Source organism: Bdellovibrio sp. SKB1291214 (assembly GCF_002209355.2).
Taxonomy (GTDB): Bacteria; Bdellovibrionota; Bdellovibrionia; order Bdellovibrionales; family Bdellovibrionaceae; genus Bdellovibrio.
Window position 1 is genome coordinate 76,713 of the sequence record NZ_CP106855.1, and the last position, 18,539, is coordinate 95,251.

General features: G+C 46.1%; 18 protein-coding genes. 9 read left to right on the forward strand and 9 right to left on the reverse strand.

Annotated features, from left to right (window positions below):
• Positions 1–113: 113 nt before the first annotated feature.
• On the reverse strand, positions 114–623 hold the full coding sequence (locus B9G69_RS00390) for a PilZ domain-containing protein (protein ID WP_088616548.1): 510 nt from the start codon (positions 621–623) through the stop codon (positions 114–116).
• Positions 624–716: 93 nt separating this feature from the next.
• Here B9G69_RS00390 and B9G69_RS00395 point away from each other — a divergent pair, with 93 nt between their 5' ends.
• Complete coding sequence (locus tag B9G69_RS00395) at positions 717–1,622, forward strand: cell envelope integrity protein TolA (RefSeq protein WP_254916985.1); 906 nt, start codon at positions 717–719, stop codon at positions 1,620–1,622.
• Positions 1,623–1,665: 43 nt separating this feature from the next.
• Here the strand turns inward: B9G69_RS00395 and msrB are convergent, their stop codons facing one another.
• Positions 1,666–2,079: a peptide-methionine (R)-S-oxide reductase MsrB gene (gene msrB, locus B9G69_RS00400; protein ID WP_088616546.1), complete on the reverse strand. Its 414-nt coding sequence runs from the start codon at positions 2,077–2,079 to the stop codon at positions 1,666–1,668.
• 90 nt (positions 2,080–2,169) lie between these two features.
• Between msrB and B9G69_RS00405 the strand changes: the two genes are divergently transcribed.
• The 7 genes from B9G69_RS00405 (at position 2,170) to B9G69_RS00435 (ending at position 7,381) form a co-directional block, all read left to right on the forward strand.
• A complete protein-coding gene (locus B9G69_RS00405; protein ID WP_088616545.1) occupies positions 2,170–2,742 on the forward strand; it encodes an outer membrane beta-barrel protein in 573 nt (190 codons plus the stop codon).
• 74 nt (positions 2,743–2,816) lie between these two features.
• Complete coding sequence (locus tag B9G69_RS00410) at positions 2,817–3,857, forward strand: aminopeptidase (RefSeq protein ID WP_265437894.1); 1,041 nt, start codon at positions 2,817–2,819, stop codon at positions 3,855–3,857.
• A gap of 655 nt (positions 3,858–4,512) precedes the next feature.
• On the forward strand, positions 4,513–5,124 hold the full coding sequence (locus B9G69_RS00415) for an RNA polymerase sigma factor (RefSeq protein ID WP_088616544.1): 612 nt from the start codon (positions 4,513–4,515) through the stop codon (positions 5,122–5,124).
• A gap of 25 nt (positions 5,125–5,149) precedes the next feature.
• Positions 5,150–5,614, forward strand: coding sequence for a hypothetical protein (locus B9G69_RS00420; protein WP_265437895.1), 465 nt, complete (start codon positions 5,150–5,152; stop codon positions 5,612–5,614).
• A gap of 128 nt (positions 5,615–5,742) precedes the next feature.
• Complete coding sequence (locus B9G69_RS00425; RefSeq protein ID WP_254916982.1) at positions 5,743–6,126, forward strand: hypothetical protein; 384 nt, start codon at positions 5,743–5,745, stop codon at positions 6,124–6,126.
• Positions 6,127–6,137: 11 nt separating this feature from the next.
• Positions 6,138–6,635 (forward strand): hypothetical protein, encoded by a 498-nt coding sequence (locus tag B9G69_RS00430; RefSeq protein ID WP_088616542.1) that lies wholly within the window; start codon positions 6,138–6,140, stop codon positions 6,633–6,635.
• A 98-nt stretch (positions 6,636–6,733) separates the two neighbouring features.
• Positions 6,734–7,381, forward strand: coding sequence for a hypothetical protein (locus tag B9G69_RS00435; RefSeq protein ID WP_088616541.1), 648 nt, complete (start codon positions 6,734–6,736; stop codon positions 7,379–7,381).
• On the opposite strand, the gene B9G69_RS00440 is transcribed toward B9G69_RS00435, so the two are convergent.
• The 5 genes from B9G69_RS00440 to B9G69_RS00460 form a co-directional block, all read right to left on the reverse strand.
• A complete protein-coding gene (locus B9G69_RS00440; protein WP_265437896.1) occupies positions 7,378–9,489 on the reverse strand; it encodes a beta strand repeat-containing protein in 2,112 nt (703 codons plus the stop codon). The two genes, B9G69_RS00435 and B9G69_RS00440, sit on opposite strands and share 4 nt — an antisense overlap.
• Positions 9,479–11,740 (reverse strand): hypothetical protein, encoded by a 2,262-nt coding sequence (locus B9G69_RS00445; RefSeq protein WP_088616540.1) that lies wholly within the window; start codon positions 11,738–11,740, stop codon positions 9,479–9,481. Before B9G69_RS00445 ends, B9G69_RS00440 begins: the two co-directional genes overlap by 11 nt.
• Positions 11,741–12,004: 264 nt before the next feature.
• Positions 12,005–12,451 carry a hypothetical protein gene (locus B9G69_RS00450; RefSeq protein ID WP_088616539.1) on the reverse strand — a complete coding sequence of 149 codons (447 nt, stop codon included), beginning with the start codon at positions 12,449–12,451 and terminating at the stop codon, positions 12,005–12,007.
• Positions 12,452–12,716: 265 nt separating this feature from the next.
• Complete coding sequence (locus B9G69_RS00455) at positions 12,717–13,475, reverse strand: DUF4423 domain-containing protein (protein ID WP_088616538.1); 759 nt, start codon at positions 13,473–13,475, stop codon at positions 12,717–12,719.
• A gap of 32 nt (positions 13,476–13,507) precedes the next feature.
• Positions 13,508–14,371 carry a TIGR02147 family protein gene (locus B9G69_RS00460; protein ID WP_176400989.1) on the reverse strand — a complete coding sequence of 288 codons (864 nt, stop codon included), beginning with the start codon at positions 14,369–14,371 and terminating at the stop codon, positions 13,508–13,510.
• A 109-nt stretch (positions 14,372–14,480) separates the two neighbouring features.
• Here B9G69_RS00460 and B9G69_RS00465 point away from each other — a divergent pair, with 109 nt between their 5' ends.
• Positions 14,481–16,025 (forward strand): serine/threonine protein kinase, encoded by a 1,545-nt coding sequence (locus B9G69_RS00465; RefSeq protein ID WP_088616536.1) that lies wholly within the window; start codon positions 14,481–14,483, stop codon positions 16,023–16,025.
• Between the two features lie 44 nt (positions 16,026–16,069).
• Here B9G69_RS00465 and B9G69_RS00470 read toward each other — a convergent pair whose 3' ends face one another.
• Both B9G69_RS00470 and B9G69_RS00475 read right to left on the reverse strand, forming a co-directional pair.
• On the reverse strand, positions 16,070–17,002 hold the full coding sequence (locus B9G69_RS00470; RefSeq protein WP_088616535.1) for a diguanylate cyclase: 933 nt from the start codon (positions 17,000–17,002) through the stop codon (positions 16,070–16,072).
• Positions 17,003–17,118: 116 nt separating this feature from the next.
• Positions 17,119–18,471 carry a carbohydrate porin gene (locus tag B9G69_RS00475; RefSeq protein ID WP_254916981.1) on the reverse strand — a complete coding sequence of 451 codons (1,353 nt, stop codon included), beginning with the start codon at positions 18,469–18,471 and terminating at the stop codon, positions 17,119–17,121.
• Positions 18,472–18,539: the final 68 nt, after the last annotated feature.

Here is an 18,539-nt window from a genome sequence, read left to right on the forward strand (position 1 = left end):
AGCTAGATAGCTCTTAAAAAAGACAGTGGGACTTGAAGCATCCTAGCCTGAAGTGTAACCCACAGCTAAATTGCAACAAATCCCACGACCAAAGTCTACGGAAAAGGTTTCTACTAAGAAATATTAGAAACTTGCACGTCGCCCGAGTCTGTTTTCAAAGACGCGCTGACGTTTTCGATGAACTTTACAAAATGATGAAGCGCTACATCATTCAAAGTGCCTTTCACGAAATTAGCACCGTGACGAACAGTCCCTTCATCTTCGATCACGCGAACGTTAGAAACGTTGATCGTAAATGGGAAGTAAGTTGAGTGATTCAAGTAAACACGCATCGCTACTTCTTCGTCCAATTGGAATGAACCTTCTTGTAGATCCATATCGAAAGCCAAACCATTTTCAGAAATGTCGTACAAAGCGACTTTCATTAAACCTTGCTCAGGAAGCACTACGAAGGCGCCCACGAACTCTGTCAAAATGGTGCGCTTCACATCACGACGCTCACGGCTTAGCATTTCTTGGCGAGCTTCTGTCATATCAAGGACTTCGCCTTTGCTGCCTTTATGACCAATTTCCAAAGAATTCTGAGTTCTTAGGCGTTGTGTGATGTCTAAAACTTTCCCCATTTATCCCCCTGTATCGATAAGAACTTATCGGCAGAAAACGTTTCAACTTTAGCCACCTTGCACTTTGGTCCAGTTATGGCTTAAAATGAGACGATGAAGAGGATTCACGCCTTTATATTCGTAACCATGGCGATCAGCTTGCTGCTGCATCTGGGCCTTATCACTGGCGTGATAGTGTTCGGCCCCCTATTCGAAACTCCGAAGGCTGAAACCATCGAAGTAGCTTTAGATACGCCTCCAACTTCTGCTCCAGCAAAAAACTCGACAAAAAACGAACAGCAAATCGTTCGCCAGGCCCTAGCACCTGATAAACTGAAAGTTCAGGAAGACGAAACTTTGGCCCGCTTTCTTTCTGAGCAACGCCAGCGTGTAAAACAAGAAACTCAAGCTGCCGACAGCGGGATGACTGAAAACCGCACGAATACTTCGACTCTTCCAAAAAAATCTGCAGAAAAGCCTGCTAAGCAAGCTCAGCAAAAAGTGGACATCGATAAGACACAGCCTGATAAAGACGGCTATCGTACCGTGGATATCACGAAAGATCTGGCAGAAATGAATGCGTTGAACCACGGGCAATCAACCGTAGGTGAGTCATTACCGACGGACGTAAAGATCGGCTCCTTCACAGCGCTGAATACAGATCGCTATTTATTCTATTCATTCTATGCCCGCATTGAAGAGTTGGTTCGCTATCGGTGGGAAACCCGTGTGCAGACGGCCATCAATGGGATGGACCCTGCGATGGCAATGAACTTAAGCCGACGCAATTGGAACACCCAGGTAGAGTTTCTGTTAGACAAACGTGGCTTCTTACAAAAGGCGATGATCTTGAAAGAGTCTGGTGTGAAAGGCTTTGATGCTGCCGCCGTGAATGCTTTCAAAGAAGCGCGCGTCTTTCCAAACCCGCCGCAAGAAATGGTCGAAGAAGATGGCTTCATTCACTTGAAATTTACTTTCACAGTGAACTACGTGCCACCCACCCTCGTTAACTCTCGCTAAACTGTGGACAGCAGCGAATCTGCAAGCAGGCAGAGTTTGTTACTTATTTTTTCGGAACGAATCTAAGTGCGGCAGAGTTGATGCAGTATCTAATTCCCAACGGCGGCGGACCATCATCAAAGACATGACCTAAATGTCCGTTGGATTCTTTAGCTCGCACTTCGGTGCGAATCATACCGTGAGAAAAATCAGGTTTTTCAACGACTGCATCGGGATCGATGGGCTTGGTGAAACTGGGCCACCCACACTCGGACTCAAATTTATCCTCGCTGGAAAACAACGGCTTCCCAGAAACGGCATCGACATAAATTCCAGGTTCGGTGTGATTCCAAAATGAATTGCGAAATGGTGGCTCTGTACCGTTCTCGACCATGATCCGATACTGCTCCGGTGTGAGCAATTTTTTCAGTTCCGCTTCATCTTCAGGTAATCCGCACTTTAATACTTTTTCACTCATAGGACTATAGTAGGACTTCTGCTTCCTTTAGTCCAGAGACCCGCAGAATTCATGTCACTCACCACTAAGCCTTGGTAATATCAAAGGAATATGAATAGATTTTTATCCATATCCATTTTGATAGTGATGTCTTTGTTTTCTTTCTCTGCGTTAGCATGGAATGTCGAACTCGGTGCCCAATACGGACACAAGACACAAACCTACGATACGAACAACTACAACGAATCGGAATCGATCACGGGTTCCATGTCATTATATATCTGGGAACGAATTGCTCTGGAATTAAGCTATACAGATGCGCAGTCCATCGTAGTTGCCAAAGCCTATGCTTCCGACCCAAAGCGTACGACAATTCAGAAATCACAGATTCTTGGTTCTGATTTAATCTTGATTCTCGCGGATAAAAAAGCGTTATTCCAGCCCTACGTCAAAGGCGGAATGGCACAAATCAGTCGTAAGCAGACCATCAAAATTGAAAACCAAGATACTTATGAAAATGAACCGGATAGCGCCATCGCTCCTTCATATGGTGTCGGTTTAAAAATCGTCCTGACAGAATCTATGGGTATTAAAATCAGTTACGACGCCTGGGAAACTCCCATCGGTGGAGGCTCTAAAACCAACGACTCTGCGATTCGGGCCGGCATAACGTGGATGCTATAAAGTATCTAGTTTTATTGTTTCCACTTTTAGCAGGTTGCCAAATTAATTATTTGGCAAGCTCTGCCTACAACCAAATGAAACTCCTTAACTCTCGCATCCCCATCGAAGAAGCGTTGAAAGATCCAAAGATTCCCGATGCAGATAAAAAGAAATTAGAACTGGCACAAAAAGCCCGCGCCTTTGCTGAAAATGATCTGCATCTAAAACCTACACAAAACTACACGAGCTACGTAAAACTGGATCGTCCCTATGCAACCTATGTGGTGAGCGCTGCCTACAAATGGGAATTAAAACATTATCAGTGGTCTTATCCGATCTTAGGAAAAATGCCCTACAAAGGCTACTTCAACGAACAAGACGCCAAAGCTGAAGCGCAAGAAATGCAAAAAGAAGACTTAGACACTTACATGCGTGGAGTAACAGCGTACTCAACTCTGGGGTGGTTCAAGGATCCTTTGTTGAGTTCGATGTTAAGCTATAAAGACTATGATTTGGTAAACACCATCATCCACGAAACGGTGCATGCCACGCTTTACATCAAAGGTAACGCTGACTTTAACGAATCGTTAGCCAGCTTCCTTGGCAACAAGGGAGCCGAACAGTATTACCTAAAAGAAGAGGGAGCAAACTCCCCCACTCTGGCGCAAATCAAAAAAGACAACGAAGATGACAAGATTTTTTCAAAGTTTATCAGCCAAGAATTAAAAGAGTTAGCAACGTGGTATAAAAACCTTCCAACCACAGAACGTGTCGAAGAAAAAAGGATGGCCCGCATTCAGGCCATCCAGGAAAAATTTAAAAAAGAAGTGCTTCCAACAATGCACACCAAGAACTATGAAAAGTTCACCAACGCCAAACTCAACAACGCCCGACTGTTAGTGTATAAAACCTATCTCCAAGACCTAGCCGACTTCGAAACCTTGTACCAACAAAGCGGCAAGAACTTCCAAATCTTCATCGAAAGATGCAAAGCTTTAGAGGGAGAAAAAGACCCCGCAAAAAAACTGAAGGAACTCATTGGCACGAAATCAGAAAATGAACTCAGCGCCAATAATCCATCAGCAGAAACCCAACAGGACCAAAAGAAAAAAGAATCCAAAATCCCAACGCACTAACGCGAACCAGAAAGGGAGCTGTTACCATGGGGTTCAAGGCAGCATCGCCGCGAACCCATCGGGATCTCAAGCGACCGCAAATTCCCCCCAAAGACAATTCGACACCGAATAATTAGTCTAACTTCCCAAAACCGCACCACGCGCACCGATGCGGAATCCAAGCCACCTCTTTCGAGTCACTCTCTATATATAGATCCAATTAAGCTTTTGATTTTTATATGCGATATAATCGATGTCATGACGAACGAGGCTTTGCGACGAGCTGTGGAGGGCTCCTCCGTCGAGTTCCGCAGGCCTTTGTAGTCAACACGCAGCAACTGCCCACCATCGAACCCAGATCGATTTTAAAATCCCAAAACCAACAAGAGCGAGGACTGTCCGAGTAAGGAGGAGCCCTCCACAGCTCGTCGCAAAGCCGGCGCTTGTTCCATAACAATCCCTTATACATCCCATAACAAAAGCAAGAAAAGCTAAATTAAATCATATATTTAGAGCCAATTTGACTCTGAAACAGTGGCACTGTCATTGCTATAGAGAAAGGTGTAGGCACGTTGGTTTGGGGGAACGAATTTACGATGTGCAGGGGGAGTTGCCAAAGCTCTTCTGGGAAAAAAATTCAGGAAGTTAACCGAATTTATACAGAAGCGAGTCTTATATGCAGAAAGATCTAATAGGGTTATCGGATCTTGAACTGGTTGAAAAAGTGAAGTCTGGAGACAGAAGATCTTTTTCCGAACTCGTGAAACGACATCAGAGAAGTGTACTGCGACTGAGTTTGAGATTCATGAAGGACACGGATGCCGCGGAGGATGTGACTCAAGAAGCTTTCATCAAAGCTTACGAGAAACTAAATTCCTTTGAGGGTCGTGCTTCTTTCAAGAGCTGGTTATTTCAGATCGCGGTAAATACTGCACGCAACAAATTGCGCGAATTCAAAAGAGACACTGTTGATTTTGAAGATGCGAATTTGGCAGTAGATGCGGAGGCTGAAAACACTCTCGTACACACGGCGGTTGCTGACATCCTTCAGAAAGAAGTAGAGAAGCTGCCGATGAAACAAAAGACAGCTTTGGTTCTGCGCGTGTATGAGGATCTTAGCTTTAATGAAATTGCTGATATTATGGAATGTCCATATGACACAGCGAAGGCGAATTACCGCCATGCCTTATTGAAATTACGTCAGACTTTTGAGGAACAAGGTGACCTTAGAAGCTGGAGTGAAGAAGTTGGTGGCTTCTTCCAAACATACGCTGAAGCGGAAGGATAAAAAGCGAATGGATCAAAGAGAGACCATGAATCGTTTAGATAAAGTCCGCAAAAATCTGAAGGCCAATGACGACCTTGAGATGACTATGAGTGATGATTTTTTTGATCGGCTCCATGATAAAATTATGATGGAGGTCGAACATAAAGTGATCGAGCCGACGCCTATGCTGATGCGACCGCGAAATTTGTTGCGCGCTCATTGGCGGGGTTGGCTTTATCCCGCCGGGGGCATCATGTCTGTCATACTTATGACAGTATTTTTAGCTCCCCAATTGGCTAAGGTAAATCAGGGTATGCAGCGTGCCGGCTTACTTAGCGACGGACGCGAAAGAATTGTCACGGAAGCGATTTTATCTCCTGAATACTTGTCCCAGACTTTAATCTCCAGTCAGACGGATTCTGACTTTTTTGTGGACGTAGCCCGCGAATCATCTGAAAATTTCAAAGTAGCTAAACTTCAAAAAATTATGGGTGGCAGAACAACACGCTAGTCACCCTTCAGGTGAAGATCGTGCGCTTGTTTTTTTCATCTCTTATTCTTTCAGCTTTCATGATGCAGCCTTTAGCTGTTTTCGCTCAGAGTACGTCTGCACCAAAGCGAAATCAGCTTGAGGAGCTCATGATCTGGAAAATGAGCGATGAGCTAAAACTAACAGCTAACGAAGAAAAGAAATTTTCTGAAATCATCAAAGACCTTAATAAAAAGAAAGCTGATCTGAATCGCACTTTGCAATCGTCACTTGATACCTTGGTGAGTAGCAAAGATGCCAAGAAGCGCGAGTCAGAATTTGCTTCTTATAAAAAGACACTTCAAGCATTTAACAAAATCAGCGAAGATGAGTTGGACAAACTAAAATCTCTTTTGGGGACAGAACGTACGATTCAGTATCTTCAAATAAAACAAGACCTAGCTACAAGAATTAAAGCTACCTTGACCAATCCTGATGCTACAATGAAAGATGAAAAGAAGCCCTTACCGGCTCCAAAAGTTATCATCGAATAAATTGAGTACAAATGTCATTACAACTGTCTTTTTCCGTTGCCGAGAAAACGACGACGCTGACTCTTAAGGGAAGCCTGAATGAGTACTCGTCGGCGCTGGACGGTGTGGAAGTAAATCCCAATTTTGATTTGATTTTAGACCTGAAAGATCTAGAGTCGATCAATTCATTGGGTATCAGAAATTTTCACTCATGGATTTACAGCATTCGCTGCCAACGACTGCGCCTATTTCACTGCCCCCGCGTTTTCGTGAATCAATTGAACTTAGTGGCGGGATTCTTACCGCCAAAAACAGAGATCGAAAGCTTCTTTGTTCCTTACTATTCCGAAAAAACCAATGAAGAGTCCCTGATCCTTTTCACCAGGTTTCTGGAATACAAATCTGTGGACGGAAATATCAAAATTAGTTTCCCCAAGGTAACAGATTCACAAGGAAACATGATGGAACTTGATGTTTTGGAAGAAAACTACTTCCGCTTTCTGAACTCCTACACACTCAATCAGATTTGACGGAGCAATAACTCCATCACTGACTCCACGCTTCAATGCGATAATTAATGCAAAATTTAGGTTTGTGTGGCGACATGTTTCCTATTCGAGGTGGAAACATGTCAAACACACTTAAGATCCTTCTTTCTTCAGTTCTGTTGTGCTTTTCAACTTCTGCATTGGCAGTCGGCGACGAAGTTCAAAATGGTGGCGACGTTATCGCCTGCCCAAGCCTTGAAGTTCCAATTTATAAATCATTGGATCTTTACGAAGGAAAAATGGTTTACGGTTTGGAACCCGCTTTGATTCAACAAAATGATTTTCGTGTGATCGTAAGTCAGCTGATTGATCGCATTGCTAAGTTCGATACAACTCGCGCCAATCTTTATCGCTCCTTCTTGCGTAATTTAAGTGATGAAGGTCGCATGGTGCCTGGCAGTGAGTTTGGCAATATCAAGGACGAGGGTTTTATCACCCTGCCTGAAGGTTGCTCTTTGAAACAAGCAGCGGGCCAATTTCAAAAACACACTCCAGAAGGTATTAAGTATATTTTCAACGGTGCTATCTGGAATGAGATGAAGCCAATTCCGCGTGCCGCTTTGGTTATGCATGAGTTTGTATATCGTGAAGTGTTGATGCAGAAAAACGCACCTCCAACTTCAGTGAAAGTGCGTTACTTCAATGCCTTTATTCATTCTAAAAAAATGTTGAATAGTTCTAACAAAGAATATTCGGCTGCTGCGGCTTTCGCGGGCTTGAATCGTTAGTAGCCTCTGAAAAACCATACGGGCGAACCAGTGAACTTTATAACTGAAGTTCCTGCGCTGCCCGAGGTATACCCAGTTCCTCCTGCCACACTGACAGTTCCGGAGAGCGATCCGAAATAGTAGATCGCAATACGCCCCCCGCCGCCGCCACCACCATAGCCTGATTCACCATTGCCACCTTTAGCAGTGATCCCATTCGTCACGGATGAAATATTGCGGGTGATAATCCAAATACTTCCACCAGAACCACCGCCGCCGCGACCGATTGAATAAGAACCACCATCAGCGACAAGACTTCCCCCCGTACCGATCGTTAAAGTATTAGTAATAACGAGCTTGATCGCACCACCACCGGCGCCGCCATAACCGCGCGAGCTGTTGCTCCCCCCGCCAGAGCCAAGATCCACAGGGGCCGTGGAGGAACCATACGTACCGCCACCTGCTTGCCCCTGATTGCTGGCTGCGCCGGCTCCACCATAACCTCCGCCGCCACCGCCGCCCGTGCCGGAATTAGAAGCACCCGCACCCGTTCCAGAGCCAGAGACATTTCCGTCAAGCGTCCATACCTTAGCACTCGGAGCGATCGTTATATTGTTGTAGGTGTAAGTGCCGCTTTGCAAAGTGCTTGATGCAGGAAAATACAAATTATTATTAGTCGTATCGACAACTACAACGGAACCTACTGTCGCACCTGCAGTTATTCCAGCTCCCGATCCCGGGCTGACATCAAAAGTTAAAGATGAGCTGAAACTGCCAGAATAATAAACCGCAATGCGGCCTCCGCTGCCAGCAGAGCCTGTGTCGTATCCAGCACCGCCCACCGCTTGAATTTTACCACTTCCTAAAACATTTGCGCCAACGATCCAAACACTTCCACCAGCTCCGCCGCCGGGGTCATAAGAGATCGAATAGCCATACATTCCATCCGAATCGATCGTGCCGTTGATGGTGAATGTCCCTGACGCAACCATCTTAATCGCACCACCACCCATGGCGCCAAAAGCGTCTCCCGCGGTACCTCCACCTGATCCATACGTCGTTGGTTCCAGCATAGAGCCATAGACTCCACCACCAGCAACATTGCTGGTCGAAGTTCCTGCAGCAGCTCCTCGGCCCCCATGGCCACCGCCACTGCAGGTATAACCATTGCAATTTCCTTTTGCTGTTCCCAGATTTGCTTTGTAGCCACGCCCCTGATTTGAGACATAAATACCAGAGGCAATAGTAATATTCCTAAAAGAATAAGTTCCGTTTCCAATCATTGACGACGTATTTATGTAAAGATCGTTATTCGTGGAATCGATCAAAAATGCAGACCCATTTACTCCAGTCATATTGGCTGAAGAAGTTCCGCCATTAGCAGTCACCGCTCCCGTGTACGAGGACGTTCCATAGTAAACGGCAACCAATCCGCCACCGCCCCCCCCTGAATAAGTGGAAACACCCGCTCCCCCGTTTGCGCGAATGGCACCGGCACCGGCGAGTGTTCCCGCATTAATCCAAATACTTCCACCAGCTCCGCCTCCTGAAGCCATTCCCCCTGATGAAGCTCCAGCAGCGCCCCCATTTGCGGTGATGATACCACTAACAGTCAAGGTGCCTGCGACATTCAATTTAATAGCACCACCGCCAGCTCCAGGTGTTGTAGATCCGGCTTGCCCCCCGCCCGATCCCAACGTCACAGGCTCCAGATTAGATCCGTAAGGATCACACATTGTCACCAGATCCTCACCGAAACCTCCGAAGCCCCCATGACATCCACCAACTGTTGATGGTCCGACGCCAGGTCCCGTATTGGCGGCATAGCCTTTAGAGTCCGCGCTGATCGTTCCGCTGACCGTGATTGAGTCAGCATTTATAATAACGCCCGAGTTGGTGGCAGTATCCCCCGACAGAGTGAGCGCTCTGGAGGCGTTTACAATAAGGGTCGTAAATGTGTAGGTACCTGGATTTAATGTGACGGCACCCGTGATCGTCACCACACCGGCAGATGTGTAATCTCCAGGAGATTTAGTTACTCCTGTCCAACTTTCATCACCGTAAGCGTTCACATTTGCAAACAGCATGGACAGAAAAAACCAGATGCGAAGGCCGGGGTTAATTCGCATAACCACTGCTCCAGTTAACATAAACTTTCGTACCGATACGCATGAACGAGTAAACAGCATTCGCCCCTGACGCCGTCGCATTTGCAGGAAGGAAATAGAAAGCGCCTGAACCGGCCGTGCCCGACAAAGTATCTGGAGATGTTTGAGCGAAGGTACATGAGCCCGAGAATGTCGTCGAAGCTGTCACTGCCAGAGTGTACACACCACCATCACGCATATTCGAAAATGTCATCTGCGAACCGCAATTTGACGTTACGCTTTGAGTGTTGCCACGGCTCCAGTCGATCGTTGTCGTCGTGCCATTATCGTAGGATTTGCCGCGGATCGAACCATTTACTTCCAACTTGTCATTGATTGTCGATGATGTACCGATGCCAACGTTTCCGCCCGATGCGACGGTTATACGATCACTGCCGCCCGTTTCAATCTTGAAGTCGTAGGCGTCATTCGTTCCAACACTTGCAGCGGCACCAAAAGAATTTCCACCGTTTAACAAAATACCCGCACCCGTCAAAGTGGTCGCACCTGTACCACCATTGGCGATTGGTAAAGTTCCAGAAAATGAAGAAGCCACGATATTTGTTAATTGCGAGCCATCGACAGCTGGCAATCTGTTCGCTGTATCCATCGCCACGATTTTACCAGTGGTGGTCCCCGTATCGACCACCAAGGAACCGGAACTTGTCGTCAAGCCCGTACCGTATGCCAGGCCAATATTTGAACCAGTCACGTTCATCGGAGCCGTCGTACCAAGTACAGTATAAGTGCCGGCGCCTGTTCTTTGCACGATACCCGTGCCAGTTATCGTTGTTAAATCTGTCGCTGTCGGAGCTGCCCATTTTATTCCAGTTGATTGTGCAGAATCCACCATCAGCACATAACCATTTGTGGAGCCCACAGGTAAAGTCACATTATTCGTTCCATCGTGAGTAAGAATGCTTCCTTTTGTGGCCAAAGGAGAAAGCGCATCAAAAGCTGCAGTTTTGGTGGTTTGTCCCGTGCCGCCTTTAGCAATATCCAATATTCCCGAGATGGATGACGCCACAATATTCGTCAAGGCCGAGCCATCTATCGCGGGAAGCTTGCTTGCAGAATCAAGTTGTACGATTTGATTAGCACCCGTCCCTGCGTTTACTTTTGCAACACCGGCAGCAATAGTGATTCCAGAAACTGCGGCACTGGTATCGAACTGCACGACTCCTTTTGCTGAATAAGAAGAGTCTGTGGGTGAACCACCCGTTGCATCATCTGCCATCGTCCATTTCGAACCGTCATATTTAAGAATTTTGCCAGTTGATATACCCGTGGTATCAACGGCAGCACCTTTAATTTTATCCACTGAAGTGGCACCTTGGGTTCCAGAGACATCACCAGACAACGAGCCCGAAAAATTCGTGGCCGTTGCCGCAGTGGTTGCAGACGAGGCGACGATCCCTGTTAAGGCCGAACCATCAACAGCTGGCAACTTACCAGTGCCATCGAGTTTGACGATTTGATTGGCTCCTGTGCCCGTATTTACGTGAGCGACTCCGTTGGTCACGACGATACCCGAAGTCGCAGCATTCGTTAGAAACTGCACCAAACCTTTAATAGAGTAAGAAGCATCGAAAGAAGAACCACCGCCGGCTGGCGTATCGCAGCCAAAAGCCGAGCCATTGTACGTCACGAATTGTCCTGTCGTACAACCCGTCAAATCAGTTTTGCGAACGTAATCAGTGGCAACCAGTCCACCTAACTTTTCTGCAGAGATCGCATTCGTTGCATACGGTACCGCGCGAATTTCTGATGCCGGCGTAATATGGTTCCAACCAGAAGTTCCATTCGGATTAAATTGCACATCTAAAAAACGTCTGTCACTTGCTGACAAAAGGAATGTACCACCTTCCGCACAGGAAACGGTGCCGGAGTTGTTCATATAGTCATAGACTTTGGCGGAAGAATTGGGAAAGTTCGCAGTGCCTTCGCCTATCGCGACGTCAAATAAACCATCTGCAGACAAAGGCACAAGATCCTTTTGCTCGCGGAAGATTGTACAATTCGGATTTTTTCCACCTGCCTTATCAACCATGACTGAGAAACTAAAAGATGCCATGGTGAAACCAGGACTGCCATTGGTGGAACTTAAAATACGTCCTTGATAGGAGAATGTAGTGGGAGATGCAGCTGCATTTGATACTAGAAACGGGCACAAAGAAGTGAACAGAATCACGATTCGCATTTTACAGAATCTTGAAAATGTAAACGTCTTCACAGGGGCCTCCACGAACATACCGAATTAAACTTTCACCCATATAATTCGGAAGGCCTTTGAATATTCTAGAGATTTTCCACAGATACAGAACTCAGATTCACTGGGAACACACTGTGGACAGATTCATTTTGAGCGAAGAGTCCGAATCAAAAACAGAACAAACGACTGTTTCATTGTTTATGTTTAATGCCGTGGGGGTACGCTGCATGGAGGATGAATTTCATTTTTTCGAATGATTCCGAACGACAATGCGAGTGTTCAATTTCACAGAGTGTAGGACTGTTGGACTTGCAGAAGTGCTGTGCACATAGCTTCCTTCTGAGTTTCCGAGGAAACGGTTTTTGTTTCTGACTGACAGAAAAGATTTAGGCAAGACTGAATTACGAACTCCCCGTTAGGATCATTTTGCAAAGAGGAAGGCACAGTGCACGCCTTCCACGCTTTCGCTAAAAGAGTTTTTTCATCGCCCAATGGATCCACTGAGGGAGTTTTTCTCTTTTTATAGCTAACGTCTTGGGATGCCGGCGGAGCAACGCTGTCTGCTGTGTCAGGGGAAGACTGAGTCGAAGCAAAATCTGTCGAACCGCTTGAAACAAATGTCGAACTTCCACCAAGTAGGTTGTCGGTTCCAAGCTTTGCGCAGTTTTGATATCCGAGAAGTATCATTGGTGTTCCAATTAATAACGCCAACTTACTGATTGAACGCTTCATCCACCCTCCAAGCGACGAAATGTTTTCGATGCAAATCCAGTGCACAGGATAAAATCAAGTCACCGTATCTTATTTTGCAGAACGCCTGTTGAAGCTTTTAAATTCGCTTAGATTATCGACAGCACTTTCACCTCCGTTCAGAGGTATTCGCAACTGGGGGAGCGTCTTAATGACGAAACAAACAGCCTTGTCAGCCCCGTTTCACAATTTCAAGGGCAAAGATTGATGAAGTTGTCGACGAATCAATTTGAGACTAGGTTGAAACTTACTCGCTCGTTTCAGCTTCGCGAGCATTGACGTCGGTCAAAGGGTAAAGCTGCATACTTAGATTATAAACTTCGGTTTTAGGCCCGTCCTCTAGCAACAAACACATCTTACGACGGAATTGTGTCAGCATTTGTTTGGCTTCTTCGATCTTATTTACGTTGATCGGCATCGTGATATTACCAAAGTGACGTTTGGCCGGAGACACAGACCGCAAAGCCTCTTCGGACTTTCTTAAAGCAGCCACATGGTGTTCAACGATGGCGGAGCTAGGAATTTCGGTTGTCGTCGTTAATTGCGCTGGAATGCGCACCCAACGGCCATTTTTCATCTTGATGACACCTTGGGATTCCAACAGGTTCATGCACTCTTCAGTTTTTTCAATCGTCAAAGCCAATCGTTTCGCAATCCACTCTATAGAACTCTCGAAATCATCTGTCTTGATCAAGTTCAAGATCGCATAGGGCTCCCAACTTGTAATCAAACGGAGCTCTTGATTTTCCAAAACCTTTTGGAAGTTCATGCGTTTCGCACGAACCGTAACGAAACTAGAAAGAGTGCCTTGTTCTTCTTGCGTTAGACTGAGGCCGTAACCGATCCTGTTCGAGTAATGATCACTTAAAGGACGGCGTTCGTGAAAGATTTCATTCAAACGTCCTGGAGAAATACCCGCCTTTTGAGCCAAAGCGCGCATGGAAAAACGTGGATTTTTCTTTTGCAGCTCTTCTAATTTCTGGCTTAAAAAGTGGTTTAAAGTCATGTGTCCTCGTCTCAGCACATTAACTTAGCTCTTTAAACTTTATCAAGTTCAACGCGCGGCGACTCTGCCAGATTCGCTCCAGTAGCGGTCGTCGACGACTTTTCAGGAATCGAAAGTGGGAACATTTGAATATTCAAAGAGTACACTTCACTCTGCGTCCCTTGCTGCAGCAGACGCAAAATTCGGCCACGGAATCTTTCAATCATACGCTCAGCCACGGGGATCTGCTGCGGATTCACTGTCAGCGTGACACCCGTGTAACTGGAGTTCACTTCAAGGTCCATTGCTTGACCGGCTTTTTCCAAATGCTTTCTATAGTATTCGCGGCTTTCTGGATTTGCGCATTCGTAAGACGTGATTAGACGACGATGAACGATTTCCAGGCCTCGCTCCTCGTGACGAACCAGCTCCATGCGCTCGAGATTTGTAATCGCTTGCTCGACCGCCTCCGGAGTCAATCCCAAACGCTCACCAATCCATTTCACATCATCATTGCCGTTAGAAATTCTAAGCAAATTCAAAATTGCGTATTCTTCCCAGCCCCCCATTAAGTGGCCACTTTTCACCCCTAGCACTCGGTCTGAATTAAAGCGCCGAGATGTGACGGAAATGTATGAGCGAAGTTGCTGGCGCTCGTCTTGATTCAATCCCAAACCGGTCGAGATCTTTTCAAAATAGAACTCACTCAAAGGACGCTTGCCACGAATAAGTTCGCTTAAGCGACCTGGTGTGATGCCGATTTTGTAAGCAACCATGCGTAGGGAAATACGGCGGTTGGTCTTACGGAGTTCTTCGAATTTGTTCATCATGAATTCTGTAATAGTCTGGTTTTGCATGAACACAGTATTCGACCAAGAGGTCATTTTAATCCATACATATCGATAGGTTACGCTCACTAAGCGCTCCCTCAACTGTATCACGGGAACATCATTTCCCATTATGGAACGGTATTTAAATTCTTATTTATAATGAGAGGCCCGAAAAAAACCGAAAAGTTCCATAGGCATGACAACTCAAAAAAGAATAGGACCATTCCAGATTATCAAGCGTATCGCTGAGGGCGGTATGGCTGAAGTCTATTTGGGAAAATCAGAATCGCGATTCGGCGTCAGCAAGCTTGTCGCTATCAAAACCACGTTGCCTGTGGGACAAACAGACGAAAAAAATGCCGAGATTTTTAAAGAGATGTTCTTTAAAGAAATTCGTGTCAGCGCCAATCTTAATCATCAAAACATCGTAAAAATCTACGACTTTGGCGAGCACGAAAGTCGCGCCTATATGGTCATGGAGTACATCCACGGCGTAACGTTGCGCGACTTGATGGCCTATCACCGCGAAATTGAAAAACCACTGAATACAGCTTTCATTCTGTACATCATTCATCAAGTGGCCCTTGCTCTGGGGTACGCCTTCCATTCCGTGGATCCGCAGACGGGATCAAAACTGAAACTGATTCATCGAGACATCAGCCCCCACAACATTCTGATTTCTTTTGAAGGGGAAGTTAAAATTATCGACTTCGGAATTGCGAAAGCATCTCGAGATAAAGAACTTACGCAGTTAGGTTTGGTTAAGGGCAAAGTCGCCTATATGAGCCCGGAACAAATCAAACATGAAGACTTAGATCAACGCACGGATATCTTTTCCCTGGGCATTGTTTTCTGGGAACTGCTTTCAAACATGCGCTTCTTTGCCGCAAGCACCGTGGGTGAAATCAAAAATGCGATTAAACTGTATGATGTTGCCCATCTTTCGACTTCAGCCATTAAGGACCGCTCGCCGGAGTTGCGAAATTTGCTGACGAAAATGCTGAATCAAAATCCCGAACGTCGTATCGACGATGCCAATGATGTTGCCCGCCTGGTGGGTACTTTATTATCGGTCAAGCATCCTGATTTTTCTGCATTGGCATTTGCTGAATACCTGAAAGATGTTTTCGCGGTCACATACAAAGACACGATGGCGGAGATTAAAAAGTTCGTCCTTGAAGACGATCAAACCATGACTATTAGTACGACAGCTACCGCCGAGGAAGTGATGTCAATGCTGACTCACGAAACGGAATCAGGCACTAAAACTGGTACCGGCACCGGTAATACCGCACTGACTTTGAGAGGCATCACAGTGCCACCTCTGCCCGTCACTTTAAATCCTCCGCCACCTCCCAAGGTCGACCCAAGCACATGGGAGAACCCACAGCCTATTATTCGTAATTTTGGTAAACCCCAACCTCAGGCGCCGAATATCAAATTCGGAAACGCTTTGATGGGAGCACTGGGTATTGCTGTGGTGCTGACTGTGGGATTGCTATTAGGAAAATCAAATCTGGAAGGACAAAAAGTCGCCGCTAAAAACCAAGTGCAAGTTCCGACTTTGACACCAATCCAGGTGCGCAGACCAGCTCAGCAACAAATGGTTTTACCGGCTCCGCCAAGCCCATTTAAAAAACCGCCGACAGTCACAAAACGAATGCCCAAGAAAAAACGTTACCCGGCGGCGACTCGAACTCAAGACATCACCACGTCCACTCCAGCTCCGGTCAAAAAATAAAAAACCCGGCTCATCACCGGGTTTTGCATTTTAAGTCTTAATTTCTAAGGAGCAACGGTCACTCTGTTTCGTCCACCTTGTTTTGATTGGTACAAGGCTTTATCCGCGCGATCATACAACTGAGTCCACTCTGTCTCCGCTGCGTATTTCGTCGCAACTCCGACCGAGATCGTCACTGGAATCTTTTTACCTTCGAAAACAAAATCATTAGATTCAATAGTGTGACGAATGCGCTCGCCTACTTCCGCAGCCACTTTATCGTTGGAGCCCGCAAGCAGCAGAACAAATTCTTCTCCGCCATAGCGAGCAAAGAAATCATTCGCACGAATCAATTTCATGATCACGATACGGCAAAGTTCTTTCAGAACATAGTCACCACCTGGATGGCCATAACCGTCGTTGATCTTTTTAAAATGGTCGATATCGAAAGTGACAAGGCTTAGTGGCTCGTTCAAAACTTCAGAACGCTTCATCGCTTCAGGGCCTTTTTCGATCAAGGCGCCTTTCGAGTGAGCTCCGGTCAATGCATCCTTTTGAGCGCGTTCATACAAAGCCGAAGTACTCATCGCTTCCAAACTGCCTTTTTCAAGGAATTTAAAAATCACGTTACCGGTTTTGATTTGATCGTTGTTTTTAAGCAGGCACGATGCCAACGGTGGGATAGTTTGACCATTCACCACCGTCTTATTCGTTGAACCCAGATCGATCACGGAAACTTCACTGCCATTCACTGCAAATTTCGCATGCGAACGACTGAGTGATTTATCGTCGATATAAACTTGGCTTTCAACAGAGCGACCAATTGTGATGTCGTTTGCTGTGATAGGATATTGCTTTCCAACGTAACCCGGAGGTCCGATCAATACGAGAACTGCAGGGGGAACATCGTCCGCCTCACGCAATTTACCTTTGAAGGTATCACTCGCAACAATACTGGTTTTTTCTAAATTATCAGAAGAATCGTCATTATGAGCCATGACGATAATTATAGGTAAGAGAGCGATTTGTGACAATGAACCATGTATGAGCCCGACTTTGGATCGGGCTCATGTGTTTAACACTTCGGCGAAACCGACATAATAGTGTCTCGGTATTAGAACCAGACTTCGTACTGGTAACCGATATTCATTCCGTTCGATTTGTCCGCGAAAGTAGGAGCACTTGCACCAATACGGGTGTCGCCTTGATTTGCGTCGTTCCAGAATGAGTAAGAAACGTACGCACGCATCACAGGACGGCCCCAGATACTCTTTTTAAATGAAAGTTGAGGAGCGATAGCAATGCGGCCCAAATCGCGAACGCCAACATACGGCCCCGTCGTTCCGCCATTCACTCGTTCAGATTGATCTTCGTAACGAGTGTAACCAAGCTCCGTCGCTAACTGAAATCTATCCGTGAAATAGTAAATGGGGCGAACGCCAAAGCCTTGCCACTGAACCACGTTGTCTGAATCTTTACCATTGCTACCATAACTTGCAGCTGCACCCAAAAAGATCGCCCAATTATCAACAACGTCCATGGTCCAATCTTCTACCAAACGAACATTCCACGCTTTGTTTTGAGTGTTCGTAGAATCAACGGCACTGCTGCCATAAACATTGAAGTCTTTCATAGCGCCTTGACCGAACTCAAGAGCGGCCTTGTTGTAACCAGAGAAAGCTTTACCTTCTAATTTTGTCGCCAGAACGTAACCATTGGTGTTTTCAAATGTAGTCGTTGTTCCTCCGACAGTGTTAGTGCTGCCTTTCGCCCACGCATAGACACCCCAGAAGCTGATGGTTTGTTCTGCAAAAACTGGAATTGTCGAGTAACGGATATCCCAGATATTCAAAACAGGACGACCGATAGAGGTTGTTGCAAACTCTTCGTTTGACTGAAGCAAGTTCGCGATCGCTAATTTACCGGGTCCGACTGGGATAGCTTCAAGACCAGCACCTACACCTGCCATCTCTGCATAGTAGTACCAATCGAAGATGTATAAATCGATATCCCGGTAAAATCTTTTACCAACCCAGTATTCTATCGGATTGCCATCTAAACCCCCGGCTTTTACGTAAGCTTCGATTTCTGATTTAGGAACGCTGAATGTAACGGTGGATGAAGGAGTACCGCCCGAAGTATCAATCGTTTGACTTTGTTTCGCCGATTCCCATTGACGTAAACCGTCAGAACTATACGCATAGCGTAGTTGCGTTCTAAAAAATGAAGAGTCGCCCGCATCCGGTTTTTTGTGGTGGAACACGAAACCCAATTCCGTATAGAAATCGCATTCATTTCCTAAACGTAGGAAATTACCGGGCATTCCGCTGTTGCGGAAGCACTCCATTTTACCACCCTCTTGATTGACGCCAGAACCACCACGCAAGTAAGTCGTAAAGTCTGCCTCGAGAGCAAGCGCGTTATTAGATGCGAACACGATCGTAAGAACCCAAAAGATTATTTTCATACCCAATTCCTTGAAAAACCCGAGCATCACCCATAAAGTCCCGCCCTGACCAGACCTAATGCATGGAA

What these genes read in the sequence shown, in the direction of transcription:
- B9G69_RS00390 (WP_088616548.1), bottom strand. Translation starts at nt 623, where the DNA reads ATGGGGAAAGTTTTAGACATCACACAACGCCTAAGAACTCAGAATTCT.
- B9G69_RS00395 (WP_254916985.1), top strand. Translation starts at nt 717, where the DNA reads ATGAAGAGGATTCACGCCTTTATATTCGTAACCATGGCGATCAGCTTG.
- msrB (WP_088616546.1), bottom strand. Translation starts at nt 2,079, where the DNA reads ATGAGTGAAAAAGTATTAAAGTGCGGATTACCTGAAGATGAAGCGGAA.
- B9G69_RS00405 (WP_088616545.1), top strand. Translation starts at nt 2,170, where the DNA reads ATGAATAGATTTTTATCCATATCCATTTTGATAGTGATGTCTTTGTTT.
- B9G69_RS00410 (WP_265437894.1), top strand. Translation starts at nt 2,817, where the DNA reads ATGAAACTCCTTAACTCTCGCATCCCCATCGAAGAAGCGTTGAAAGAT.
- B9G69_RS00415 (WP_088616544.1), top strand. Translation starts at nt 4,513, where the DNA reads ATGCAGAAAGATCTAATAGGGTTATCGGATCTTGAACTGGTTGAAAAA.
- B9G69_RS00420 (WP_265437895.1), top strand. Translation starts at nt 5,150, where the DNA reads ATGAATCGTTTAGATAAAGTCCGCAAAAATCTGAAGGCCAATGACGAC.
- B9G69_RS00425 (WP_254916982.1), top strand. Translation starts at nt 5,743, where the DNA reads ATGATCTGGAAAATGAGCGATGAGCTAAAACTAACAGCTAACGAAGAA.
- B9G69_RS00430 (WP_088616542.1), top strand. Translation starts at nt 6,138, where the DNA reads ATGTCATTACAACTGTCTTTTTCCGTTGCCGAGAAAACGACGACGCTG.
- B9G69_RS00435 (WP_088616541.1), top strand. Translation starts at nt 6,734, where the DNA reads ATGTCAAACACACTTAAGATCCTTCTTTCTTCAGTTCTGTTGTGCTTT.
- B9G69_RS00440 (WP_265437896.1), bottom strand. Translation starts at nt 9,489, where the DNA reads ATGCGAATTAACCCCGGCCTTCGCATCTGGTTTTTTCTGTCCATGCTG.
- B9G69_RS00450 (WP_088616539.1), bottom strand. Translation starts at nt 12,451, where the DNA reads ATGAAGCGTTCAATCAGTAAGTTGGCGTTATTAATTGGAACACCAATG.
- B9G69_RS00455 (WP_088616538.1), bottom strand. Translation starts at nt 13,475, where the DNA reads ATGACTTTAAACCACTTTTTAAGCCAGAAATTAGAAGAGCTGCAAAAG.
- B9G69_RS00465 (WP_088616536.1), top strand. Translation starts at nt 14,481, where the DNA reads ATGACAACTCAAAAAAGAATAGGACCATTCCAGATTATCAAGCGTATC.
- B9G69_RS00470 (WP_088616535.1), bottom strand. Translation starts at nt 17,002, where the DNA reads ATGGCTCATAATGACGATTCTTCTGATAATTTAGAAAAAACCAGTATT.
- B9G69_RS00475 (WP_254916981.1), bottom strand. Translation starts at nt 18,471, where the DNA reads ATGAAAATAATCTTTTGGGTTCTTACGATCGTGTTCGCATCTAATAAC.